The following is a 22,333-nucleotide window of genomic DNA, read 5'->3' on the forward strand; positions in this document are numbered from 1 at the left end:
TTAAAATAGCATTTTACGCTTTCTTACCAAAAGCCAAATTACAACCGGAGCTCCAATTAATGAAGTAATGGCATTAATCGGTAGTGTGTATTCGCTAGAGGGGATTTGAGAAATGGTATCACAAATTAGCATAATTATACTACCAATAAGTACTACCGCAGGAATTAGGGTTTTATGATCAGAGGTATGAAATAACTGCCTTGTGAGATGAGGTACGGCTAATCCTATAAAAGCAATTGGGCCGGCAAAGGCTGTAATGCTACCAGCTAACAATCCTGTAGAAATAATAATTAAAAATCTACTTGTTTTTATATTAAGTCCAAGGCTTCTAGCATAGTTTTCACCTAATAATAAGGTATTAAGGGGTTTTATCGATAGTATTGATAAGAGTATACCCAGCATAAAAATTCCAGAAAAAATAAGTAAATCGCCCCAACTTAAGTTACCTAGACTACCAAATCCCCAAAATGTAAATTGTTGTAACTTATCCATAGGAGCGAAATATGAAAGTACACTCACCACCGCTGCGGTGATACTTCCGAACATAAGTCCTATAATTAGTATAGCCATAGTGTCCCGAACCTTTGCAGAAACTAGCATAACTGCGATTAGAACCAGTACACTTCCTAAACTTGCCGCAATGACAAGTCCCCATTTTGAAACTAAAAATAATGACAATGAAGTTCCTGTAAAAGCACTGCTCAAAATTAAAATTGCAACACCTAACCTTGCTCCAGAACTTATACCTAAAACAAAAGGACCAGCAAGAGGATTACGGAATAATGTCTGCATCATAAGTCCAGAAACACCAAGACCGCTACCAACAATTAAAGCGGTGAACGCCTTTGGAAGTCTATAGTTAATAATAATATGTCTCCAGGAATCTTTTTCTACCGGGCCACCTACCAATGCACTTAAAGTATCTAACCAAGGAATAAATACCGAACCAAGGCTAATATTGGTTATAAAACAAACTAGCATAAAAATAGTTATGCCAATAAAAACTTTTTTGTATGATTTGTTTGGGGTCAATTAGTCAAGTTTTTCAAAAAAATAGGGTTCATATTCGCTTAATAACTCGGGGTGAGCGATCTTAATAATGTCTTTTAGGATAAGATCGGGTCTCATAGGACCGAGTTCATAATATATTAAACCTCCTTTAGCACCAGTTTTTAATGAAGAAGAATATACGGTTTTATTTTTAAATGCTTCAAATAGGGCGTACTGATGATTTTTTTCTTTAAGCTCATCTAGCGATTTAGAACTACCGGCGCCAATCCATAAATCTGCTTTTTGCGCTTTTTCAAGTACACTCTCAAAACTTAGCGCTATACTGCCGGTATTTTGTTCGTCTTGCCATAAATAGGTGGTATGGGCATCTTTCAAAAATTTGGCAACATAACTGTTTCCTCCAGGAACGTGCCAAATGTCTTTAAACATATTACCAGATAATATAGTTGGTGATGCGTTGGTGTTTTGTGCTAAGGATAAAGCTTCAATGTAGTCTTTTTTAATACCTTCAAACACATCTTTCGCTATAGCTTCTTTTCCAAAAAAAGCAGCTACGAATTTTATCCATTCAGCTCTTCCTAATGGATGTTCCTCCATCCAAGAACCATTAATTACTACAGGAGTACCTGTTTTTTGAATCAAATCATAGGCTTTAGTATCTCCAGAAGCAGAAAATCCAATAATTAGATCTGGAGATAATTCTAATACGACCTCGGTATTTAAATTGTATTCTTTACCCAATTCTTTTATGGCGCCACTATCTATTAGTTTTCTTGTTTTTTCTGAAGATATGTAATCTGTATTGGGAAACCCTACTAAGTTTTGTTCCAAACCAAGATACTCTAACATAGGGATGTCTGTGGTAGAAGTAACAACAACTCTTTCTACAGGGACCTGAACAAAAACATCTTCATTAGAAGTATAGGGTTTATCAGTTCCTTTAGGATGTAAAACATAAATAAGTTCTTTTTGTGCATCTGGCCAAGGAGTATGAACTCTTATTTTTTTGTAAGTTTTGTGATGTTCTATAGTTAGTCCTTTGGCATATTCTATTTTTTGTGGAGCAAGGTACATCACCGTGAGCTGTTCTGTATTTTCTTGCTTTTGCTTACATCCTAAAAATGAAAACAAGGAAATTGCAATCAAAAAAAAAGTTCTCATAGATATTTTTTTGTAAAAGTAACAAAACACTGTAATTCTAATTTGAAATTAGTTACCTAATTTTACCGAATGCAAACAAAAACATTTTTATGCTCTTGGAGCGGAGGAAAAGATAGTTGCTATGCTTTTCATAAGGCGGTGAGTAATGAGTTTAAACCTTCGGTTTTGCTTACTGTACTCAATGAGTTTGGAGATCGTTCTCGTTCTCACGGGATACCAAAAGAAATTTTGAAGGCACAGGCTGATGCACTCGATTTACCAATTCATTTTTTTGAAAGTACCTGGAATGATTATGAACGTCTTTATATTGAAAACCTTACCTCTTTGACACAATCTTATAACTTACAGCATTCTGTTTTTGGAGATATCGATATAGATTCTCATAGAGAATGGGAAGAAAAAGTATCTAAGGCAGCGAATTTGAATCCAATGTTACCTCTTTGGCAACAATCAAGAAAAGAATTGGTTTTAGAAATGATAGATTATGGTATTGAGGCAATAATTACATCTTGCAACCAAACATTGGGACCAGATTTTTTGGGAAGACAAATAAACAGAGAACTAGTCGAAGAGTTCGAAACTTTAGGTGTAGATGCATGTGGTGAAAATGGAGAATACCACACTTTGGTGATCAATGCTCCTTTGTTTAGAAATGCACTGAATGTAGAGGTCATTGAAAAAGAGACTTCATCAAATTACAACTTTGCGCGATTAAACTTGATCTAAATGGAGAACACCTCTGCATAGGCAATTTTTATATTGAAAGAATCTTTTAATGTAATATTCTGAAGATGGGCTAAGAGAGCTCTTATGGGACCGGCATGGCTTACGACAATAATCTTTTCTTTGGAAGATAGATCAAGAGAAGCATAAAATTCTAATATTCGTTGTTGTAGCATTATGTAGGATTCTCCATTAGGAACGGTTACATTTACAAAATCATCCATCCATGGTTGTAACTGTTCTTTCGGGATATCATCCCATGCTTGTAGTTCCCAATCTCCAAAATTCAATTCTTTGAGACGGTTATCACAAATCACAGGTTTCGAGAATGTATTTGCTAATAACTTGCATCGTTGTAGTGGACTGCTGTATACAGTTGAAATTTCCTGAATCGGTATTTGTCTATGAATCTGAGCTACCTCTATGTCAAAAGATGAAGTAACACCAAGATCACTTTGACCATAGCAAATTCCTTTTCCAATGTTTGGAGTGGTATGTCTTATCAAATATATTTCCATAACCCTATAGTTGAAAGGTAAAATACGACTTCGCTTAATTGTTGAACCGCCCCAGCGCAATCTCCAGTTTGACCACCTATCCATTTTTTAAATTTTACTCCTAAGAAAACTTTAGATATATACATTGGGATTAAAGCAAGGAAAATCCAAGGGTTTTGAAAAAGGAACACTGGCAGTATGCCAAAAATTCCACTTATAATAACCATACTCAAAGAAATATGTTTGGCGGCCGGTTTTGCTTTACTATCATCATTTTCACGTACATAACTATGCGTATAAATTAATGTGGTTGCGATGAATCGACTAAGACTATGACCGGCAATTAAAGCTATGGGAATATAATCAGGATTAATCTCTAGCAAGGCCATGAATTTGATGGCGAGTAACAACATAAGTCCGACAGAGCCAAAAGTGCCTAGTCTAGAGTCTTTCATAATTAAAAGAATCTTGTCCTTGGTCCAACCGCCTCCAAAGCCATCGCATACATCTGCAAAACCATCTTCATGAAAGGCTCCCGTGGTGTATATTGTCGAAACCATAGATAGTAGTAATGAAATCTCAATAGAAAATAGTAGAGAAGATACATAAAAAACAAAAGCACCAATACTTCCTACTAAAATACCGACCAAAGAAAAATACTTTGCACTTAATCGTAAATAGGTGGGGTCATGATTTACCCATTTTGGACAGGGTATTCGTGTGAAAAACATAAGAGCAGTAAAAAATATATGGATCTCCTTTTTCATGATAAGGAATTTTTAAATTCTGTAATAGCCCCCTCTAACATGTAAAACCAAAAAGGAACAAAACTTAGCAACAACAAAGTAACAGCAAAAGAGATACTCAAAACGCCTACTTGTGGTCTTTTTCGGTATGCCATGATTCCTAAGTAAAGTCCTAGTAGACTTATACTCACAGAAACTATTTTGGAGAGTCTTATATAAGACTCTAATTCTGGAACAGGTGTGGTTTTGTTCTGGTTAAGAATATCTATTTCTGAAAGGAGCATGGTTTCATAAATAAACGTATGAAATCGATACAAAAAATAACATCCAATGAGGCTTATTACTATAGAGAGAATACCAAATTTCATAGGCTTATATGATTGTTTTCAGTTTAAATCAAAAAAAGCTAATAGTTATTTTGTTTCAATATTATTTAGATTCAGAAACACCAGCACTTTCAAAACTAGCCATATCATTTAAAAATGCTACTGCTGAAGCTATAATAGGAAATGCTACTGCAGTTCCAGTCCCTTCACCCAAACGCATACCTAGATTCAAAAGAGGTTTTTTATTCAGAAATGTTAACATTTTTTGATGCCCTTGTTCTCCAGAGGTATGTGCAAAAATACAGTAATCTAAAACGTTTTTATCTAGCGCATGAGCTGCTAGAAGCGCTGCGGTTACAATAAAACCATCAATAATAATGGTCATTTTTAATGCTGCAGCTCTTAATATAGCTCCAACCATCATTACTATTTCAAAACCGCCATAATGAGTTAACGCTTCTACAGGTGAAGTAATAGTATATTGATTAAATACCTGAGATAAAATATTTTGTTTTTTAACAATCGCATTATTATCAAGACCTGTTCCCGAACCGACACATTCTTCAATTGATATATTAGTGAAATAAGACATGAGTAAAGATGCAGAAGAGGTGTTACCAATTCCCATCTCTCCAAAACCTATACTATTACATCCCTTTTTAAAGGTGTCTTTTACCAATTCTGACCCAGTAGTTATGGCCTTATGGTATTCTTCTATACTCATAGCTGGTGCATCCTGGTAGTTTTTGGTACCCATTGCTATTTTTGCATTGACAAGTCCATTAGAAGTCTCAAAATTATGATTTACACCGGCATCCACAATTTTCAGATCGATTTGATGCTGTTTACAAAATACATTGATGGCAGCACCACCATTTAAAAAATTATACACCATTTGAGCGGTAACTTCTTGAGGGTATGGATTTACTTCTCCCTGTTTTGCAATACCATGATCCCCGGCAAATACAATGATGGTGGGTTGTTTGAGTTTTGGATCATGCGTTTGTTGAATTTTTCCGATCTGAAAAGCAACGTCTTCCAAAGTTCCCAAAGCACCAATAGGTTTGGTTTTGGTGTTGATTTTATGCAATAGTGTTTGTTCTAATTGTGGATTAGAAATAGGTTCAATTTTGAAATCCATTGACTTGATTAGTTTATAGTATTTTTTATTTCAACAGGTATTCCAGATACCATCAATATAGCTTTATCGGCATGCTTTGCGATATGTTGGTTCATCCAACCTTGCAATTCGGTAAATTTTCTTCCAATCTCGGTTGAAGCATGAACTCCCATGCCAATTTCATTAGAAATAATGATAATATCGGCTTCGATATGTAGCAGCTTGTCAAACTCTTCCTTTGCTTGTAACAAGGACAACTCAATATCATTTTTTGTATCTACAAAAAAATTGGTAAGCCATAACGTCACACAGTCTACAACTACCACAGTGTTTTTCTGGATTACTTTAGAAATTTCCTTTTCTTCTTCTATAGAATTCCAGCGATCATCACGATCATCAATATGTCTATTTATACGTTTTTGATGATTATCATCCCAAATTCTAGATGTAGCCAGATAGAAAGGGTTGTCAGACAACTGAAGAGCCAATTGTTGTGCATAACTGCTTTTTCCTGATCGCTCGCCCCCTGTGATGTAATATAGCATGTGTGATGATTTTTAGCGTTGGCAAAGTTACTTCTATTAATTATTTATTTGTTAAACACATCATAAATTCCACAAAATATGATACATTCGCGCAGAATTTTGGTTCTGTTATTCTTTTCAAAAGTGTAATGGATTAAAAGGGAATCGGGTGACGCTATTATCTATAGGCATTCCCGAGCTGTTCCCGCAACTGTAAGCTTTGCCAAATGTATAATGTTTGGTGTTTGTTATTCAAACTTCAAAACCACTGTTCTTGATGCTAAGAATGGGAAGGTAAATAACAAAACGCAAGCCAGGAGACCTGCCATTATTTGTTAATATCAAACTTTCGGGATAAAGGTTTGGGTATGGGTAAACTACATACTTTTTTCCGGTTATTGTAAAAATTAAGTATTTAACTAATGAACAAAAAGGTTTTTTTAGGGGCAGCTTTCTTGGTGCTGGGTACTTCTTTGACATTTGGTCAGGAAGAACAAAACGAAGAGACAGTCAATGAATTAGAAGAGGTGGTTATTTCCGATTCTAAATTTGGATTAAAAAGAGAACAAAGTGGTAAAGTAATTACAAAAATCACACAAAAAGAATTAGAGCGTAGTCAAGGGCAATCTGTGGCTACTGTGCTTAATAGAGTTGCTGGTATTGAAATTAATGGAAATACCAGTGCGCCTGGACAATCTTTGGGGTATTTTATTCGAGGAGGTAGAAATCGACAGGTGGTTATAAGAGTTGATGGTATTACTGTAAGTGATCCATCTACCATTACCGGAGAATTTGATTTGAGATTATTATCGGTAAATCAAATCAAACAAATAGAGATTCTTAAGGGAGCATCAAGTACACTATATGGTTCGGGTGCCTCAACAGCAGTTGTTAACATTACAACAAAATCTGAAAGTAAAGAAGCAATTTCTGCAAATTTTCAATCGAGCATAGGAACTAATCAATCTCAAGAAGACCAAGATTACGATGTAAACGAATTTGTAAATCTAGCTTCTGTTAATGGTACTTTAGGAAAAGTATCTTACTTAGCGAGTTTTAGTAATCAGTTTTCTGATGGTTTGTCTGCTGCGGAACGATTACCAGAAGATACATCAGTAGTTCCTTTTGAAGACGACGCATATTCAAAATTTAATGTAAACGCAAAAGTGGGGTACGAGCTTAATGATCGTATTAACATTCAATTGTTTGGAAATTTAGATCAGTATAAGAATGAATTTGATGCTGGTGCTGGTGCAGATGCAATTAATGATGCATTTAGCCGACAATTAAGAGCAGGAGCGTCTATAGAATTTGAGTATACTAATGGTAGTGTTTTCTTCACCAACAGTTACTCTTTATTAGATAGAGAATTCTTATCAAACACCTTCGCATCAAAAAATGAAAGTAGATTTTACTCTTATGATGTTTATAATAAATACAATTTTAATGATACCTTTTATACAGTATTAGGGGTTAATGGTTCTAATAATGATTATGATGGTTTTAGTGCTCCTTCTAGAAATGATGAGTTGGTAAGAACCATAGATGATGTTGTAGCCGATTTTGATATTATCGATCCTTATGCAAATGTAGTTTACGTTTCAGATTTTGGGCTTAATGTAAACCTGGGAGCTAGGTTAAACATTCATAGTGCATATGGAACTCATTTGGTGTATAGCGTGAACCCATCTTACACATATAAATTGGATGATACTAGATCTGTAAAAGCTTTGGCATCTTATTCTACAGCTTATATTACTCCTTCGTTGTTTCAGTTGTTTTCTCCAAACTTTGGTAATTCAGATTTGGAACCAGAAGAGAATACTACTGTAGAAGCAGGTCTGGAATATCTGGGAGGTAGAAAATTTAGGGCTAGTGTAGTTTATTTTACACGATTCGAAGAAAATTTTGTTGATTTTGTAGATACAGGAGGATTCGTATTCCAATATCAAAATATAGGTGATGATTTTACTACTAGTGGAGTCGAGTTCGAAGTTAATTCAAGATTACTAGAAGATAAATTATCATTAACGGGTAATTTTACTTACACAGATGTAGACGAAGAGTTATCTCAAATTAGAATTCCTGAAATTAAAGTGAATGCTAGTGTAGGTTACCAGATTAATGAAAAGGTGTTCTCATCGTTAAGTTATCAGTTTAATGATGATAGAGAAGATAGTTTCTTTAACACTACAACATTTGCATCAGAAGCTAGAACACTTGACTCTTATGGGATTTTAGATTTCTATTTAAGTTACAAATTAATGCAGAATTTTATGGTATATGGAGCACTTAATAATGTAACGAATGAGGATTATCAAGAAATTTTTGGTTTTAGTACTAGAGGAAGGAACCTAAGACTAGGATTTAACCTGAATTTCTAGATAAAAAAAGAATGAATAAAAAAACCATCTACCCGCGTAGATGGTTTTTTTATTTTGATAAATTATCTGCCTATTTATTCCAATGTTTTTCTAACCAATTCGAATTTATTGGTATCTATATACATTTTCTGGTAGTTTGGTAACATCGCTTTACGCTCCCAGTCAATAGATTCTCCTAAGAACTGAGTTTCGCTTTTGGTTCTCGCAGACGCAATTTGACCATCTACAATAACATCTAACGCTGCCTTAAGCATAGGCTCTGTTGGATCTCCTAACGTTCCAAGATTAAGTATACTTTCTTGGAATTCAAAATCAGGAGCTAAACCAGCTATGTAATCTGTTTTTCCAGCTGCATTAGCCGATTTCAGTACCAATGGTTGGATTGCGTAGGTATGATCAGGATTAGCACCCTCTCTTCCAAATCCGTTAGAATCATAGAGTGTAATAGAAGCTTGATATTTTCCAGAAGTAGTTGTTCCGATTTGAATAACATCAATATAAGGCTCGAGACCATTAATGACCAATTCACTTGCAGATGCACTCCTATTTGTGGTAAGAACATATAGTTTGGTTAAGCCTAGAGAATTGATGTTATCTCCTGTGTAAATTGTATTTCTAAATCTATTAATCAAAGCTTCCTCACCATCAGCTCCAGAAGAAAATTGAGCTTGTAGTTCTGCATTCCATATTTCTCTAGAGAAAATCTCTCCGTTAAATTGCCCAGTTATCATACTAGACATATCAATAGCGCTTCTCACCAATCCTCCTCCGTTGTATCTTAGGTCAAGAACGAGTTCTTCAATACCATCAGTTTTAAACTGTCCGAAAGCAGTATTTAGTTCATCGTCAAAATCACCAACGAAACTATTATACATCATGTATCCTATTTTTCTGCCTTCGTGATCTATAGTTTTGGAAATAAAGATTGGGTTTTCGGTATATTCTACTTGGGTAAGTGATACCGTAGTGCCAGTTTCAGTTACTGTTCCATTATTTACTGTTACTAATCCAATGGTATAAGAATCTCTACCAAATATTTCATTGAAGTCAGAAGTTCTAGTTAGTTTTTCTCCATCTACAGAATTGAAGAAATCACCTCTTTTTACTCCTTTAGCTTCTGCATCGGTACCGGGAAGTACATAACGAACATAACCTAAAACATCATTAGAAGTGTCTGACACCAAAGTTAATCTAAAATCCATTCCGTTACTCTTAGAAACACCACTAAAGGCTTGTTCTAGAGCTACATAATCGTCTACAATAAAACTAAAAGCATCAATTTCAAAAGTTTCACCTCCAATATTCACGGTTCTTTTGGTTAACAACCCGTCAAAAGTGTCTTCTGGCGTAGCAAAATTACTTAAGAACTTGTTCAAGTCTTGATCAGTTGCAAATGCATCATTAGCTAGATTACTCACTTCACTTTTATATAAGTAAGCTGCATTAAGACCGGACCAAATGAATTGATCTATATCTTGGTCGGGATTATTAATAGTTTCTGTTCCTGAACCAGAATCTGGGGTGGCATCGTCATCGCTAGAGCAAGAAAAAATTAGCAATAATGACATAAGCAATAACAATTTTGCCTTTACTGTATCCATACTTTAAATGTTAAATTTTTGCAAAAATATGCTTTTAATTTGGTAATTACAATACTAACGAATGTTAATTCGTTGTATTGTGATAGCGAATTCTTATTTATACATAAGTTCGAAATCTGGCAATAGCATATTACTATTTCCGACATTTTGTAATACGGAAATGTGGTATGATTTCGAACTTCGATTCCCCAAAATATGATCTAGAGCGGCACTTAGAAGAGGTTCGTTGGGTTCTCCTAGAATACCTAAATTACTGTAATCTTCATCGATGGCGATTTCAGGAGCAAATCCATCGAAATAATCAGTAAATCCAGCAGAATTGATAGATCTTAACACCAAGGGTTGCATCGCAAAAGTATGTCCGGGGTTAGCACCTAATCTTCTAAAATTTGAAGAATCATAAATAGTTATAGAAGCTTGAAATTTCCCTCGGGTGGCAGCACCAACCTGAATTACATCAATATATGGGTCTAAACCATTAATCACCAATTCACTAGCTGAGGCAGAACTACGAGTGGTTAAAATATAAACTCTGTCTAGCCCAAGGCTATTAATAGCTTCTCCGGTTCTTATTTGAGTATCAAATAGGTTTACACTGCCAAACTGATCTTGCAGGTCAGCATTCCATTCTTCTGTACTAAATACTTCACCCGCAAACTGCCCGGTAATCATACTCGATAAATCTATTGCGGTAGTTACTGAGCCACCACCATTATATCGCAAATCGAGTACTAGGTCTGTGATATTACTCGCTTTGAGTTGAGAAAAAGCAGCATTAAGTTGAGCATCGAAGTCTCCCGTAAAAGCATTATACATTAAGTATCCTACAGGGCTTCCTCCCACATCTAAGGTTTTGGTAATAAATACTGGGTTTTCGGTGTACTGTACTTTAGTAAGTTCAATACTATTTCCATTAGGGGTTATAATGGTGCCATCAAATGTAGCTAGTCCTATAGTATATGAATCTAAATTAATTAGTTCTCTAAAATTTTGATCTGTAATTTGGGTGCCATCAATAGTATTAAAAATATCACCTCGTTTAATTCCTTTATTTTCTGCATCAGTATCAGGTAGTACATATCTCACAAACCCAAAAACATTAGAAGGATCATTAGGGTATCGTACCAATCCAAACTCCATCCCATTATTTTGAGTTATTCCATCGAAAGCTTGTTCTAGGGCAATATAATCATCAACCAAAAAACTAAACTCGTCTACACTAGATTGTAGGGCATCAAAAACTTCCTGAGGAGAAGAAAAACTATTTAAAAAGTCGTTCAACTGCTGATCTGAAGAAAAACGATCATCTGCTAGATTTGGTACGTCTGCTTTGTATAAATAGAAAGCATTCATTCCTCTCCAGATAAAATTATTGATTTCAAGAGTACTCGAAACTTGAGGGACATCGTCATTGTCATCAAAACATCCAACAACTAAACTTCCGAAAAGAAATAAAATGGCAATATATTTGAAGTTCCTCATAGTATATTTATTATTCTATATAGCGCTAAAAGTAACTACTTTATTATAATTTTAAAAAAGAATGTAACAAATTAAAGGTATAGTCGTCTCCCTAGTATAAAGCTAACAAGTTTTATACATCAACCAATCAAAAAATGAAAGAAAGAGCATTTATAACGCTAACCAATGGTTTTAAAGATAAGCTATTTAGGCTTGCAAAACGATTATTGGTAAGTAATGAAGAGGCAGAAGATGCTACGCAGGAAGTGTTGCTGAAGCTTTGGAAGAACAAAAGCAAGATGGCAGAATATAAAAATGTAGAAGCTTTTGCAGTAACAATGACCAAAAATTATTGTTATGATAAATTAAAAGCAAAAGAGACTGGCAATCTGAAAATAGTGCATAGCAACTATCAGGATGAACGTCCTTCACTACAAAGACAAGTAGAGGCAAAGGATAGTTTAGATTGGGTAGGTAAAATAATGAATGATCTGCCTAAACAACAAAGAATGATTATCCAGTTAAGGGATATAGAACAATATGACAATGCTGAGATTGCAGAAATGTTAGAGATTAACGAAACGGCAGTTCGTGTAGCATTATCGAGAGGAAGAAAAAAAATTAGAGAAGAATTATTAAAAAAACATAATTATGGAGTTGTCTAACATTGAAAAGCTACTGGAAAAGTATTTTGAGGGCGAAACGACCATTTCTGAAGAAAAAGAATTAAAGGTTTATTTTACCGGAGAAACTGTGCCGTCGCATCTGGAGAGATACAAAGATTTGTTTCAGTATTTTTCTAATGAAAGTACCATAACTGCTACTAAGGATCTTAAAATTAAGGCTAGTAGAACACCAAAGTATAAATGGATAGGAGTAGCCGCTTCGATCGCATTGATCGCAGGGATATTTTTAACCAGAACTGTTGATAGTACTGAGCCTGTTGATACTTTTGAAGATCCGGAAATAGCACTTCAGGAAACCAAAAAAATCCTCAATATGGTTTCTCAATATATGAATGAGGGTAAGCAGAATTTAGTGTATCTGCAAGAATTTGAAAACACTAAAAAGAAATTTATTAAGTAAAAACAAAAAATCTTGACGTTGTAAAAACGCCATTAAAAAGCAATAATTATGAAGAAGTTAGCAATCCTTTTAATACTTGTAGTTGCACCATATGTATCGAATGCACAAAGTTATTTTGATAAGTATGAAAATATGAGTGATGTAACCTCTATGGTAATCACCAACAAAATGTTCAAACTTTTAAGCAAAATCGATTTTGAAAGTTCTGATAAGGAAACTCAAGAATACCTTAATCTGGTAGAAAACATAAATAATATTAAAGTATTTGTTACAGAGAATAAAGATGTCGCTCAAAAAATGGGAGGAGATGTATCAAAATACTTAAAAGGTTCTTCTCTTGACGAGTTAATGAGAATTAAAACAGATGATGGAGAGAATATTAAGTTTTACATCAAACCTGGTAGTGACGAAGACCATGTAAAAGAACTATTTATGTACATGGTAGGTAACGATTCTAAAGATGGAAAACCAGAAACTGTTATTTTAACTATCACAGGAAATATTGATCTTAAACAAGTTTCAAAGCTCGCAAAAGATCTTAATATACCAGGAGGTAAAGAATTGAAAAATGTAGAGAAACGTAACTAATACGTTTTGCAAAAACTATGTTTCTTCTGCCAACTAGGTGGGAGAAACATAGTTTTTAACATTCATCTATCTGCATGTGTGCAGATTAAAAACGAACAATCAATCAAAAAAATAATAATCATGAAAAAAGTATTCAGAATTTTAGCACTGGCAAGTGTAGTTGTATTTGCTAGTTGTAACAGCGACACTTCGTTGCAACAGTATTTTGTAGATCATCAAAATGACAATGAGTTTATTGCTGTAGATATCCCGTCTAGTTTATTAGATAAAGATGGCATAGAATTAAGTAAAGATGAAAAAGAAGCTTTAGAAAGCATTAAAAAAGTAAACTTTCTGGCATTACCGTTAAAAGAAGGTACAAAAGCGCGTTTTGAAAAAGAAAGTGCAGATATCGCTAAAATTCTTAATACCGATAAGTATGAAACTTTGATGAAGTTCGGTTCAAATGGTACCAATGCGGTACTTAAATATCAGGGAGAAGACAATGATATTGATGAGGTAATCGTTTTTGCTACCGATCAAAAAAAAGGATTGGCTTTGGTAAGAGTATTAGGTGATAATATGAGACCAGAGAAAATGGTAAAGCTTATGAAATCTGTTGAGAAAGGTAATATAGATATGGAAGCTTTTAGAAAAATAGGCGAGACCATAGATATAGACTAAAAGACCGTCAATTATTGATAAACAAAAAAGGCTTTGAGTTTACTCAAGGCCTTTTTACATAATATTCTTTTCTTCTATCTAAATTCCCGTATAGTTAGAAGGTGTAATCTCTTTTAATTCAGATTTTATGGTGTCATTAACCTCTAGCGTGTCTATAAAGTTGGCTATAGAATTTTGGTTAATGGTCTCATTGGTTCTAGTCAGTCCTTTTAAAGCTTCATATGGGTTAGGATACCCTTCACGTCTAAGAATAGTTTGAATCGCTTCTGCTACCACCGCCCAGTTGTTTTCAAGATCTTGCGCAAATTTCTCTTCGTTTAGTAATAACTTTTTCAACCCTTTTAAGGTCGCTTGAAAAGCAATAAGAGTATGCCCAAAAGGTACTCCGATATTTCGTAGCACAGTACTATCGGTAAGATCACGTTGTAAACGACTTACAGGTAGTTTTGCAGCCAAATGCTCAAATAAAGCATTGGCAATTCCTAAGTTACCTTCACTATTTTCAAAATCTATAGGATTTACCTTATGCGGCATTGCCGATGAGCCTACTTCTCCTTTTTTAATCTTTTGTTTAAAATAATCCATGGAAACATAGGTCCAAACATCTCTGTCCAGATCAATTAGGATAGTGTTTATACGTTTAAGCCCATCAAACAAAGCAGCCATATGGTCATAGTGTTCGATTTGTGTGGTAGGGAAAGAGTGGTGTAGCCCTAATTTTTCCTGAACAAATTCGGTTCCAAAGGCTTTCCAGTCTATAGATGGATAGGCTACCTTGTGAGCATTATAATTTCCTGTCGCACCTCCAAATTTAGCAGCACTTGGGATATCTTTTAATAAATCAAATTGAGCTTCTAAACGAGTTACATATACCTGAAATTCTTTTCCTAATCGTGTCGGAGAAGCAGGTTGCCCGTGAGTGCGAGCTAGCATAGATACCGCTTCCCATTCTTCTACCAAAGCCTTAAGTTTAGTAATTAATTCTGTATAATGAGGAATGTATACATTACTTATCGCTTCTTTAATACTTAAAGGTATTGCGGTATTATTAATGTCTTGTGAAGTTAATCCAAAATGAATGAACTCTTTATATTGCTCTAAGCCCAATGTGTCGAATTTTTCTTTTATAAAATACTCAACTGCTTTTACATCGTGATTGGTTACTTTTTCAATTTCCTTTATCGCTAAGGCGTCTTCTGAAGAGAAAGAGGTGTATATCGCTCTTAGTTTCTCAAATAGTGAACTGTCAATACTTTCTAATTGTGGCAGTGGCTGTTCACATAAAGCGATAAAATATTCTATTTCTACAAGAACACGGTATTTTATTAATGCTTCTTCACTAAAATAAACACTTAGTGATTGTGTTTTTGAAGCATAACGACCATCTATGGGTGATATGGCTTGTAAAGGAAATATAGACATAATGTTGTGTGTGTTTTTGAAAGGGGCAAAGATAATTCAATTAATTACGAATTACGAACGAACCCACTAAGATTTTTTAACTAAAATAACAAGCTGTAGAAATGACTTTTACCAAGGTTATTTTAGCTTTTTTAAAATCATTCTAGAACGTGCTTTATATGCAGCACTTCCTGTACTGTAATTATTCTCCAGGGTGATTTTTAATTCAGGATGTATCCAGTCGAATTCTGTTCCCAATAAATAGAGAGAAGTCATAGAGTAGGCTTGAGGTGCTACTTTTTGGTTTGTAATTAACCAATCGAAACAAGCTTCGGCCATTTGTTCCCGGTGTGTTTGGCTAAGATATTGTCTTACCTTAGATTTCTTTTGAGTATAGTAGGCCAAAGTTAGGTATTCATAAATTTTTGCCATCGGCCTTACTGCGGGATCTTTATAAACTTTTGGAACCAGAACCACCAATTCATCTAGAAAAGGTAGAATAGCTTCGATATTCTTTTTGCACAAGAACTCTAATCCCCATGCAGCTCTGCAAGAAACCTCTTCATCTACTCTTGAACAAATTTGAAGAAGCTCTGGTAACAATTGAGGTCGTGAGGTGATAAGGTTGGCAAAAGAACCTCTTTGCTCGCGGGAATGATTTATGTTTTCTATTACTTCTTCAAGTGATTTCATGTGTGTACGTGCTGGTCGTAAATGTACCGGTAAAAATAGCAATTATGGACTTGTAAATTTCTTTAATCACAGAATACTAATAATAATTACTTGTTAAAATCGTTATCTATTCGGTAATCGCAGATTGTAATGATTATGATTTGTTTACTAAATGATGTAAATCATGTTCAGAAACATATTTTTTCTTTTGCTTTTGGTATTTGTCATCTCTCAATTTTTGAGACCTCAAAAAAATGAAGGGAGTTATGATAGTATCACAGCGTTTGAAACCAAAGCTATGGTTACTGATGATGTACGGCAGGTGTTAGAAGAAAAATGTTATGATTGTCATAGTAATACAACACGATATCCGTGGTATATGGAGGTAAGCCCAATAACCCATTGGATGGCATATCAAATAGAAGAGGGCAGAGAGCATTTTAATGTTTCAGAGTGGGATTTGTATGATGAAGAAAGAAAGAAACATAAATTGGAAGAAATTGTTGAAGAAATAGAAATGAAGGAGATGCCCTTAAAACCCTATACCTGGATTCATGGAGAACTAAATAGTGGTGAAGCTGAAAGACTTATAAATTGGGCAAAAGAACTCAAACAAAATGGGTTTGTCAAAAAAGAAGACACATTACAAATAGAAGTGCGAGATACTGTTCCTGTACTCGATTCTATTACCGGCCCGATGAATTAATTTGTATACAAACTTGCTTATTTTGAAAGCGCCGTCATTCTTTGCCTGCTGATCTAGCAGGCTTGGGATGACATTATAATATGTGTCTAACCGTCTAATAACTCTCTTACAACTTTAGGAACCCCTACAGAAGCGTTTTCGGCAAGAATAGTAAGTCTCGCAGAAGGCGCTATTGCTGGTTTAGGGTCGATAAAATATATTGGAGTGTCGTAAGGAGCATACTGCAGTAAACCTGCCGCGGGATAGACCTGCATAGAAGTACCTATAATAAGTAAGATGTCTGCGGTTTCGGTGATCGTTATGGCTTGTTCCATCATAGGCACATCTTCTCCAAACCATACGATATGAGGGCGTAACTGCGAATTATGTTCACAAAGATCGCCTAGCACCAAATCTTCTTTCCAGTCTAATACTAGGTTTTCATCAAATTGACTTCTTACTTTAAAGAGTTCACCATGTAAATGCAAAATATGAGAGCTACCAGCTTGCTCATGCAGATTGTCCACATTTTGTGTAATGATCGATACGTCGTATTGTTCTTCAAGCGCTACCAAAGCTTTGTGTCCCGCATTAGGAGAAACGGTATGCAATTGCTGTCTTCTTTTATTATAAAAATCTAATACGAGTTCTGGGTTGTTGCGCCAACCAATAGGAGAAGCTACTTCCATAATATCGTGACCTTCCCATAATCCATTCGCATCTCTAAACGTATTAATACCGCTTTCTGCGCTAATTCCTGCACCGGTAAGCACTACAATCTTTTTCATAAAAACCTATTAGTTGAATTGTTTTACAGGTTAAAACTATCTAAAAATGTTTTAGTTGATGTTATTTAGATGTGTTTTTTTATGAGTAAAAGACCTTTTTTATGACAAAAAAGCTTAAAAAATAACATTGGAAGTACCTATTCTTAAAGAGCTACTCTTATTTTTGCGGCCTTTAACAAAATGATAGGTTTATTTTAAGAATTGTTGATTTTGAATACAGGATACAATAAAGTCGATAAAAGACAGTTATTAAACGATTAAAAGCAAATTGTAACTGCTTGATTACAAATAGTTTCCGTACTTATATTACGGTAAAACCGTATATAAATGGTTAGTAAAAACCCTATCTTGTAAGTAGAATAATACAATGCTTAGATACCAACGCTAATTTTTTTAATCTCATACCCTATGAAATATCCCTATGTAATTATTGATAATGATCAAAAAATTGCTGATTCTATCCAAATTGCCCTCGAAGAACAGACCGATTATATCTGTACTGGTATTGCAAAAGATGAGCAATCTGCATTAGATTTAATTCTAGAGAGAAAGCCCCGTTTAGTCTTTTTAGAACCAGAAGTACCTGGATCAACTTGTGAAAAAACACAATACGCTTTAATGACAGAATTGGCTAGGTATATGACAGTGTTGCCGGAGTTTATAGTGGTAACAAAAACCACAGATTATGCCATTGAGGGTATACGCAATAGAATTCTAGATTATATTTTAAAACCGTTGAGTAAGGGTCAAATAATCAGAACTTTAATGCGTTTTGAAAAAGATTTCGACAAAGAGGTAGATGCTACATTATGTTTCAAATCTTATGGTGATTATAGGTTTGTAGATGTAGACGAAGTATTGTATTTGAAGGCCGATAATAATACCACCGATTTCATCATGAGTAATGGTAATAAGGTAGAGGCATTTAAAACATTAAAACATTTTCAAGGGCTATTACCCGATCATTTTGTGAGAATACACAACAGCTATATTATCAATACCCATTATGTGTCAAGAATACATTTTGGAAAAGCAAAGTGTGCTATTAAAAATACCAACGATATGATTCCTTTTTCAAAATCATATAAAAATAATGTAGAAGAAATTAAAGATAATCTGGCAAAGAAAAGCTTGGTGCAAATCTAGTTTAACAAAGTATTATTTAAACATTAACCGATAGATAACTGCTTCTATCGGTTTTTTTTGTTATGTACGGTTACGGTTTTACATATAGATAAATGTAGGAATTATACTTCAAAAAATTACGGTTTTTCCAAAATCGGTTCATTCACTCGTATAATCGGTACAACCACTTCTCAAACACGGTCATTTACTAAACATACCTTATTATTCTGGGCGCGCGAGGCATAAGCCCGTACATTTGTAGTGTACAATTAGAATTACAAACCAGTACAACAGTTTACTTAAGTAATTTGACAATATAAATCACATGCGCAGTGGTAGCCCCTAAGTAAAATTAGATTTTTAACAAACCCCTGGAAATCAAATGATTTCTATTAAAAAAAAACAAGTATTAAACAAAAAGACAACAACTATGAAAACTATAAAGACACTATTTGCAATATTATTTTTAAGTACATTTTTTATCGCTTGTGAAGCAGATACAGTTAACGAAGAAGTAGGAATTGAAGAATTCAAAATGTTGGCCGAAGATGGTGATGAAGAGGTTGTTCCTACAAATAATTAAAAAATTCGTTGTTAATCAAAATTAAAATTTAAAGATATATACTATGAGAACTATAAAAACTTTTTTCGCGATATTATTTTTTGGTGCATTATTTATTGGTTGTGAAACAGATACTGTAGACGAAGAAATAGGTTTAGAAAATATTGAAGTAATTGGTGAGGACGGTGACGAAGAAGTGAATCCAAAATAAGAGTATTATTAAAGTATTAATACTTCTACATCCTAAAAATAAGGACCATCTTAAAATATTAAGATGGTCCTTATTTTTTTTTTTTGATTAATTACTTACCTTAGTTATGTATAAGATTATTTGTTGTATGAAATCTTTTTTTAAAAACATAATATTTCTTGTTTTTTCGATTATTTTGCTTGGCTGTGGAAAGCAAACCAATCGTGATAATAATGAAAATATTTCATTAAAATTTAATATGATAGATACTCATATTAATAATGCTAGTGATAAATCTAGATCAATAACTGAAAGGAAAGAAGAGCTGGTGAAAGCTTATGGCGTTATTAGCACTTTGCCAGATTCAAGGCCCAAAATTGAAAAGCTACATGATGTCTCAATACAATATTATAGTATTAAGAATAGGAATGAATTTAAAAGGTTGAATTTGAAAGCTCTTGATATAGCTAAAAAGATTTTAGATTCTACTAAGATGGCTAAAAGTTATGGTTTTCTGGGTATTTACTATAGAAATAAAGAATTAGATAGTGCTTATAAAAATTTTAACGAGGCTGATAAAATCTATTCATCTTACGATAAGGATAAAACTAAAGATCCAAGTTCCTATGCGTACGATCATGGAAAAGTTTTAATTGATTTAGCTAAACTTTCGAGAAAAGTAAAAGATTATACAGGAAGTGAAGACCTTACTATTAGAGCAATAAAAAAGTTTGAGATAGATGATGATAAAGAGGAATCTTATATACCTTTATCGTATTCTAATTTAGGAACTGTAGCTAAATATTTAGAAAGATATGATGATGCTGTATCTTATCATAAAAAAGCCATAGAATATGCACGTAATACTAATAAAGAAGTATTGTATGCAGTTTTAGGGAATAATAATATTGGAACTGTATATAAATCTCAAAAAAAATATGATAAAGCTAAAGAATATTATAATCGCGCTTTATTGTATGTTGATTTCCTAGATACTCAGCCTAAGCATCATGCTTTACTTTTGGATAATTTTGCTTATGTTAATTTTTTATCTGGTGATGATGGAGAAAATGTTTTGCCGCTGTTTGTGGAAGCCTTAAGAAAAAGAGATAGCATTAATGACTTGTCTGGTATAGCTACCAATACACTGCATTTGGCGGAGTATTATAAAACATTGAAAAATGATAGTTTATCGAATTTTTATGCTGAGAGAGCTAAAAATACAGCTCTAGAGGTTAATAATAATGAAAAGTTACTTACGTCTTATCAGCTCCTTTCCGAAATCTCTTCAAGTGAAAAGGGCTTAGATTATGCTAATAAGTACATCAAGTTGAATGATAGTTTGGTTAAAGAAGAAAGGTTATTTAGAGATAAATTTGCAAGAATTCGCTTCGAAACCGATGAAATAGCCGAAAGAAACCTTAAAATAAGTCGTGAGAATGAAATTTTAATTATTGCTATTTTAGGGCTAACCGCACTGTTTTTGTTGGGGTATATTATATTTAGACAGCAACAAAGCAATAAGGAACTATTGTTTGCGCAAACTCAGCAAGAGGCTAACCAGGAAATTTACCGTTTACTACTTAATCAGCAAATTAAACTCGAAGAAGGGCGCCAACTCGAGCAAAAGCGCATGTCTGAGGAGTTGCATGACGGGGTACTGGGTCGCTTGTTTGGAGTACGATTAAGTTTAGATGGGATCAACCAGCGCGCCAACGATGGGTTTACCGAGGCGCGTAATAAATATATAGAAGAGCTAAAATCTATAGAAAAAGAAATACGCCTCATATCTCATGATTTGGGTACTGAGTCCTTACCGTCTGATGTTGCTTATATAGATGCCGTCGAGAGTTTAATAAGTGATTTGTGCGAAGTAAACAATATTCATTTCGAATTTAATAATGACGAAGATATCGATTGGGAGCATATCGATGACCAGAAAAAGGTAAACTTATTTAGGATATTACAAGAATCACTACAGAATATTTTTAAACATGCGCAGGCAGAAAGTATAAAAATAAATTTCGATTATGTAGAAGATAAAATAAATCTTACTATCTTGGATGATGGAATAGGATTTAAAAGCACCAAGGTCAAAAAAGGAATTGGTCTAAAAAATATTACCTCTAGGGTTAGTCAGATGAGTGGGGTAGTTCAATTTTTAAGTAACAATAACGCAGGTACCACGGTATCGGTTAGTGTTCCTGTTTAAACTGAAAAAAAGAACCATTCTTTAATGAGGGTTATACTATTTTTACCTATTCATAGTTAAAATAATATGACGTTCTGTTTGAAGAGAAAAAAACAACAACATTTGAAATGAAGAAAAAGCTAAAAGTTCTTATGATTGATGATCATCCTATGATCATTGAAGGGTATAAGAATACCTTGTTAGGAGAAAATCAAAAAGAGTATCAGATTAAAATAGATATCGCTTCCAACTGCGATGATGCATACGATAGAATTGTAAAGGCATCAGAAACTACTCCTTATGATATGCTTTTTGTAGATATTAAATTACCTCCGTCGTCAGATGGGAGTATTACTTCTGGTGAGGATTTGGCAAAACATGCAAAAGAGTTACTGCCAAAAGCAAAAATTATTATCTTAACGATGCATAGAGAAGATCATAGAATTCATAACATTCTTAAGAATATCAATCCTGCAGGATTTTTGATAAAGAGTGATCTTACTTCTAGCGAACTCCTTTTGGCTTTTAATAATATTGTAAAAGGGAAAGCATATTATAGTGCAACTGTTAATGATCATTTTAGAAAAATGATGACCAATAAGTTTTCACTAGATGAAAAGAATTTAAAGATTTTATATCACCTTTCTCGAGGGGTAAAAACAAAAAATCTTCCTAATTATGTAAGCCTTTCTTTAAGTGCAATTGAGAAAAGAAAAAATCAAATTAAAGAGATGTTCTCAATAGCCAAAGCAGATGATCAAAAATTGCTAGAAGAAGCTAGACGAAGAGGATTTATATAAGATCTAGAAATAACTCATATTGAAATAT

Annotated in this window: 24 protein-coding genes and 1 riboswitch; of the genes, 12 read left to right on the plus strand and 12 right to left on the minus strand. The window is 33.9% G+C overall.

The window, feature by feature from the left end; genetic code table 11:
- Together M0D21_RS18185 and M0D21_RS18190 are read right to left on the minus strand one after the other, a co-directional pair.
- On the minus strand, positions 1-981 hold the full coding sequence (locus M0D21_RS18185; protein ID WP_248332124.1) for a FecCD family ABC transporter permease: 981 nt from the start codon (positions 979-981) through the stop codon (positions 1-3).
- A 51-nt stretch (positions 982-1,032) separates the two neighbouring features.
- Positions 1,033-2,172, minus strand: a complete 1,140-nt coding sequence (locus M0D21_RS18190) for an ABC transporter substrate-binding protein (RefSeq protein ID WP_248332125.1) — start codon at positions 2,170-2,172, stop codon at positions 1,033-1,035.
- Between the two features lie 69 nt (positions 2,173-2,241).
- Between M0D21_RS18190 and M0D21_RS18195 the strand changes: the two genes are divergently transcribed.
- The gene (locus tag M0D21_RS18195; RefSeq protein ID WP_248332126.1) at positions 2,242-2,898 is read left to right on the plus strand and encodes a Dph6-related ATP pyrophosphatase; all 657 of its coding nucleotides are present in this window, start codon (positions 2,242-2,244) and stop codon (positions 2,896-2,898) included.
- Here the strand turns inward: M0D21_RS18195 and cobC are convergent.
- The 5 genes from cobC to M0D21_RS18220 all read right to left on the minus strand — a co-directional run bounded on the left by cobC (position 2,895) and on the right by M0D21_RS18220 (position 6,129).
- Entirely contained in the window at positions 2,895-3,413 is a 519-nt protein-coding gene (gene cobC / locus M0D21_RS18200) for an alpha-ribazole phosphatase (protein WP_248332127.1), read from the minus strand. The two genes, M0D21_RS18195 and cobC, sit on opposite strands and share 4 nt — an antisense overlap.
- Positions 3,398-4,159: an adenosylcobinamide-GDP ribazoletransferase gene (locus M0D21_RS18205; protein ID WP_248332128.1), complete on the minus strand. Its 762-nt coding sequence runs from the start codon at positions 4,157-4,159 to the stop codon at positions 3,398-3,400. The genes cobC and M0D21_RS18205 overlap by 16 nt, the downstream gene beginning before the upstream one ends.
- Positions 4,156-4,506 carry a hypothetical protein gene (locus tag M0D21_RS18210; RefSeq protein ID WP_248332129.1) on the minus strand — a complete coding sequence of 117 codons (351 nt, stop codon included), beginning with the start codon at positions 4,504-4,506 and terminating at the stop codon, positions 4,156-4,158. Before M0D21_RS18210 ends, M0D21_RS18205 begins: the two co-directional genes overlap by 4 nt.
- A 61-nt stretch (positions 4,507-4,567) precedes the next feature.
- Positions 4,568-5,605: a nicotinate-nucleotide--dimethylbenzimidazole phosphoribosyltransferase gene (gene cobT / locus M0D21_RS18215; RefSeq protein WP_248332130.1), complete on the minus strand. Its 1,038-nt coding sequence runs from the start codon at positions 5,603-5,605 to the stop codon at positions 4,568-4,570.
- A gap of 8 nt (positions 5,606-5,613) precedes the next feature.
- Positions 5,614-6,129, minus strand: a complete 516-nt coding sequence (locus M0D21_RS18220) for a bifunctional adenosylcobinamide kinase/adenosylcobinamide-phosphate guanylyltransferase (protein ID WP_248332131.1) — start codon at positions 6,127-6,129, stop codon at positions 5,614-5,616.
- 83 nt (positions 6,130-6,212) lie between these two features.
- A riboswitch (cobalamin riboswitch) is annotated at positions 6,213-6,452 on the plus strand.
- A gap of 78 nt (positions 6,453-6,530) precedes the next feature.
- Here M0D21_RS18220 and M0D21_RS18225 point away from each other — a divergent pair.
- Positions 6,531-8,492 carry a TonB-dependent receptor plug domain-containing protein gene (locus M0D21_RS18225; RefSeq protein ID WP_248332132.1) on the plus strand — a complete coding sequence of 654 codons (1,962 nt, stop codon included), beginning with the start codon at positions 6,531-6,533 and terminating at the stop codon, positions 8,490-8,492.
- A gap of 74 nt (positions 8,493-8,566) precedes the next feature.
- On the opposite strand, the gene M0D21_RS18230 is transcribed toward M0D21_RS18225, so the two are convergent.
- Both M0D21_RS18230 and M0D21_RS18235 read right to left on the minus strand, forming a co-directional pair.
- The gene (locus M0D21_RS18230; RefSeq protein WP_248332133.1) at positions 8,567-10,093 is read right to left on the minus strand and encodes a S41 family peptidase; all 1,527 of its coding nucleotides are present in this window, start codon (positions 10,091-10,093) and stop codon (positions 8,567-8,569) included.
- Positions 10,094-10,186: 93 nt separating this feature from the next.
- Complete coding sequence (locus M0D21_RS18235; protein ID WP_248332134.1) at positions 10,187-11,575, minus strand: S41 family peptidase; 1,389 nt, start codon at positions 11,573-11,575, stop codon at positions 10,187-10,189.
- A 134-nt stretch (positions 11,576-11,709) separates the two neighbouring features.
- On the opposite strand from M0D21_RS18235, the gene M0D21_RS18240 reads away from it, so the two are divergent.
- The 4 genes from M0D21_RS18240 to M0D21_RS18255 all read left to right on the plus strand — a co-directional run bounded on the left by M0D21_RS18240 (position 11,710) and on the right by M0D21_RS18255 (position 13,891).
- Positions 11,710-12,219 carry an RNA polymerase sigma factor gene (locus M0D21_RS18240; RefSeq protein ID WP_248332135.1) on the plus strand — a complete coding sequence of 170 codons (510 nt, stop codon included), beginning with the start codon at positions 11,710-11,712 and terminating at the stop codon, positions 12,217-12,219.
- Positions 12,206-12,640 carry a hypothetical protein gene (locus M0D21_RS18245; RefSeq protein ID WP_248332136.1) on the plus strand — a complete coding sequence of 145 codons (435 nt, stop codon included), beginning with the start codon at positions 12,206-12,208 and terminating at the stop codon, positions 12,638-12,640. The genes M0D21_RS18240 and M0D21_RS18245 overlap by 14 nt, the downstream gene beginning before the upstream one ends.
- 48 nt (positions 12,641-12,688) lie before the next feature.
- Positions 12,689-13,228 carry a DUF4252 domain-containing protein gene (locus tag M0D21_RS18250; protein ID WP_248332137.1) on the plus strand — a complete coding sequence of 180 codons (540 nt, stop codon included), beginning with the start codon at positions 12,689-12,691 and terminating at the stop codon, positions 13,226-13,228.
- 120 nt (positions 13,229-13,348) lie between these two features.
- Complete coding sequence (locus tag M0D21_RS18255; protein ID WP_248332138.1) at positions 13,349-13,891, plus strand: DUF4252 domain-containing protein; 543 nt, start codon at positions 13,349-13,351, stop codon at positions 13,889-13,891.
- Positions 13,892-13,969: 78 nt separating this feature from the next.
- Here M0D21_RS18255 and purB read toward each other — a convergent pair whose 3' ends face one another.
- Together purB and M0D21_RS18265 are read right to left on the minus strand one after the other, a co-directional pair.
- Entirely contained in the window at positions 13,970-15,313 is a 1,344-nt protein-coding gene (gene purB, locus M0D21_RS18260) for an adenylosuccinate lyase (RefSeq protein WP_248332139.1), read from the minus strand.
- Between the two features lie 117 nt (positions 15,314-15,430).
- Complete coding sequence (locus M0D21_RS18265; protein WP_248332140.1) at positions 15,431-15,985, minus strand: adenylosuccinate lyase; 555 nt, start codon at positions 15,983-15,985, stop codon at positions 15,431-15,433.
- Positions 15,986-16,148: 163 nt separating this feature from the next.
- On the opposite strand from M0D21_RS18265, the gene M0D21_RS18270 reads away from it, so the two are divergent.
- Positions 16,149-16,670, plus strand: coding sequence for a heme-binding domain-containing protein (locus M0D21_RS18270; protein ID WP_262922135.1), 522 nt, complete (start codon positions 16,149-16,151; stop codon positions 16,668-16,670).
- A gap of 86 nt (positions 16,671-16,756) precedes the next feature.
- On the opposite strand, the gene M0D21_RS18275 is transcribed toward M0D21_RS18270, so the two are convergent.
- A complete protein-coding gene (locus M0D21_RS18275) occupies positions 16,757-17,437 on the minus strand; it encodes an SIR2 family NAD-dependent protein deacylase (RefSeq protein WP_248332142.1) in 681 nt (226 codons plus the stop codon).
- Positions 17,438-17,845: 408 nt separating this feature from the next.
- Here M0D21_RS18275 and M0D21_RS18280 point away from each other — a divergent pair, with 408 nt between their 5' ends.
- From M0D21_RS18280 to M0D21_RS18300, 5 genes are all read left to right on the plus strand, one after another.
- Positions 17,846-18,583, plus strand: coding sequence for a LytR/AlgR family response regulator transcription factor (locus M0D21_RS18280; RefSeq protein WP_248332143.1), 738 nt, complete (start codon positions 17,846-17,848; stop codon positions 18,581-18,583).
- 409 nt (positions 18,584-18,992) lie between these two features.
- Positions 18,993-19,145 (plus strand): hypothetical protein, encoded by a 153-nt coding sequence (locus tag M0D21_RS18285; protein WP_248332144.1) that lies wholly within the window; start codon positions 18,993-18,995, stop codon positions 19,143-19,145.
- 43 nt (positions 19,146-19,188) lie between these two features.
- Complete coding sequence (locus M0D21_RS18290) at positions 19,189-19,335, plus strand: hypothetical protein (protein ID WP_248332145.1); 147 nt, start codon at positions 19,189-19,191, stop codon at positions 19,333-19,335.
- A gap of 238 nt (positions 19,336-19,573) precedes the next feature.
- Positions 19,574-21,526, plus strand: a complete 1,953-nt coding sequence (locus M0D21_RS18295; protein WP_248332146.1) for a tetratricopeptide repeat-containing sensor histidine kinase — start codon at positions 19,574-19,576, stop codon at positions 21,524-21,526.
- A gap of 107 nt (positions 21,527-21,633) precedes the next feature.
- A complete protein-coding gene (locus M0D21_RS18300) occupies positions 21,634-22,305 on the plus strand; it encodes a response regulator (RefSeq protein WP_248332147.1) in 672 nt (223 codons plus the stop codon).
- Positions 22,306-22,333: the final 28 nt, after the last annotated feature.

The sequence above is a fragment of the Aquimarina acroporae genome (assembly GCF_023195925.1).
GTDB lineage: Bacteria > Bacteroidota > Bacteroidia > Flavobacteriales > Flavobacteriaceae > Aquimarina > Aquimarina acroporae.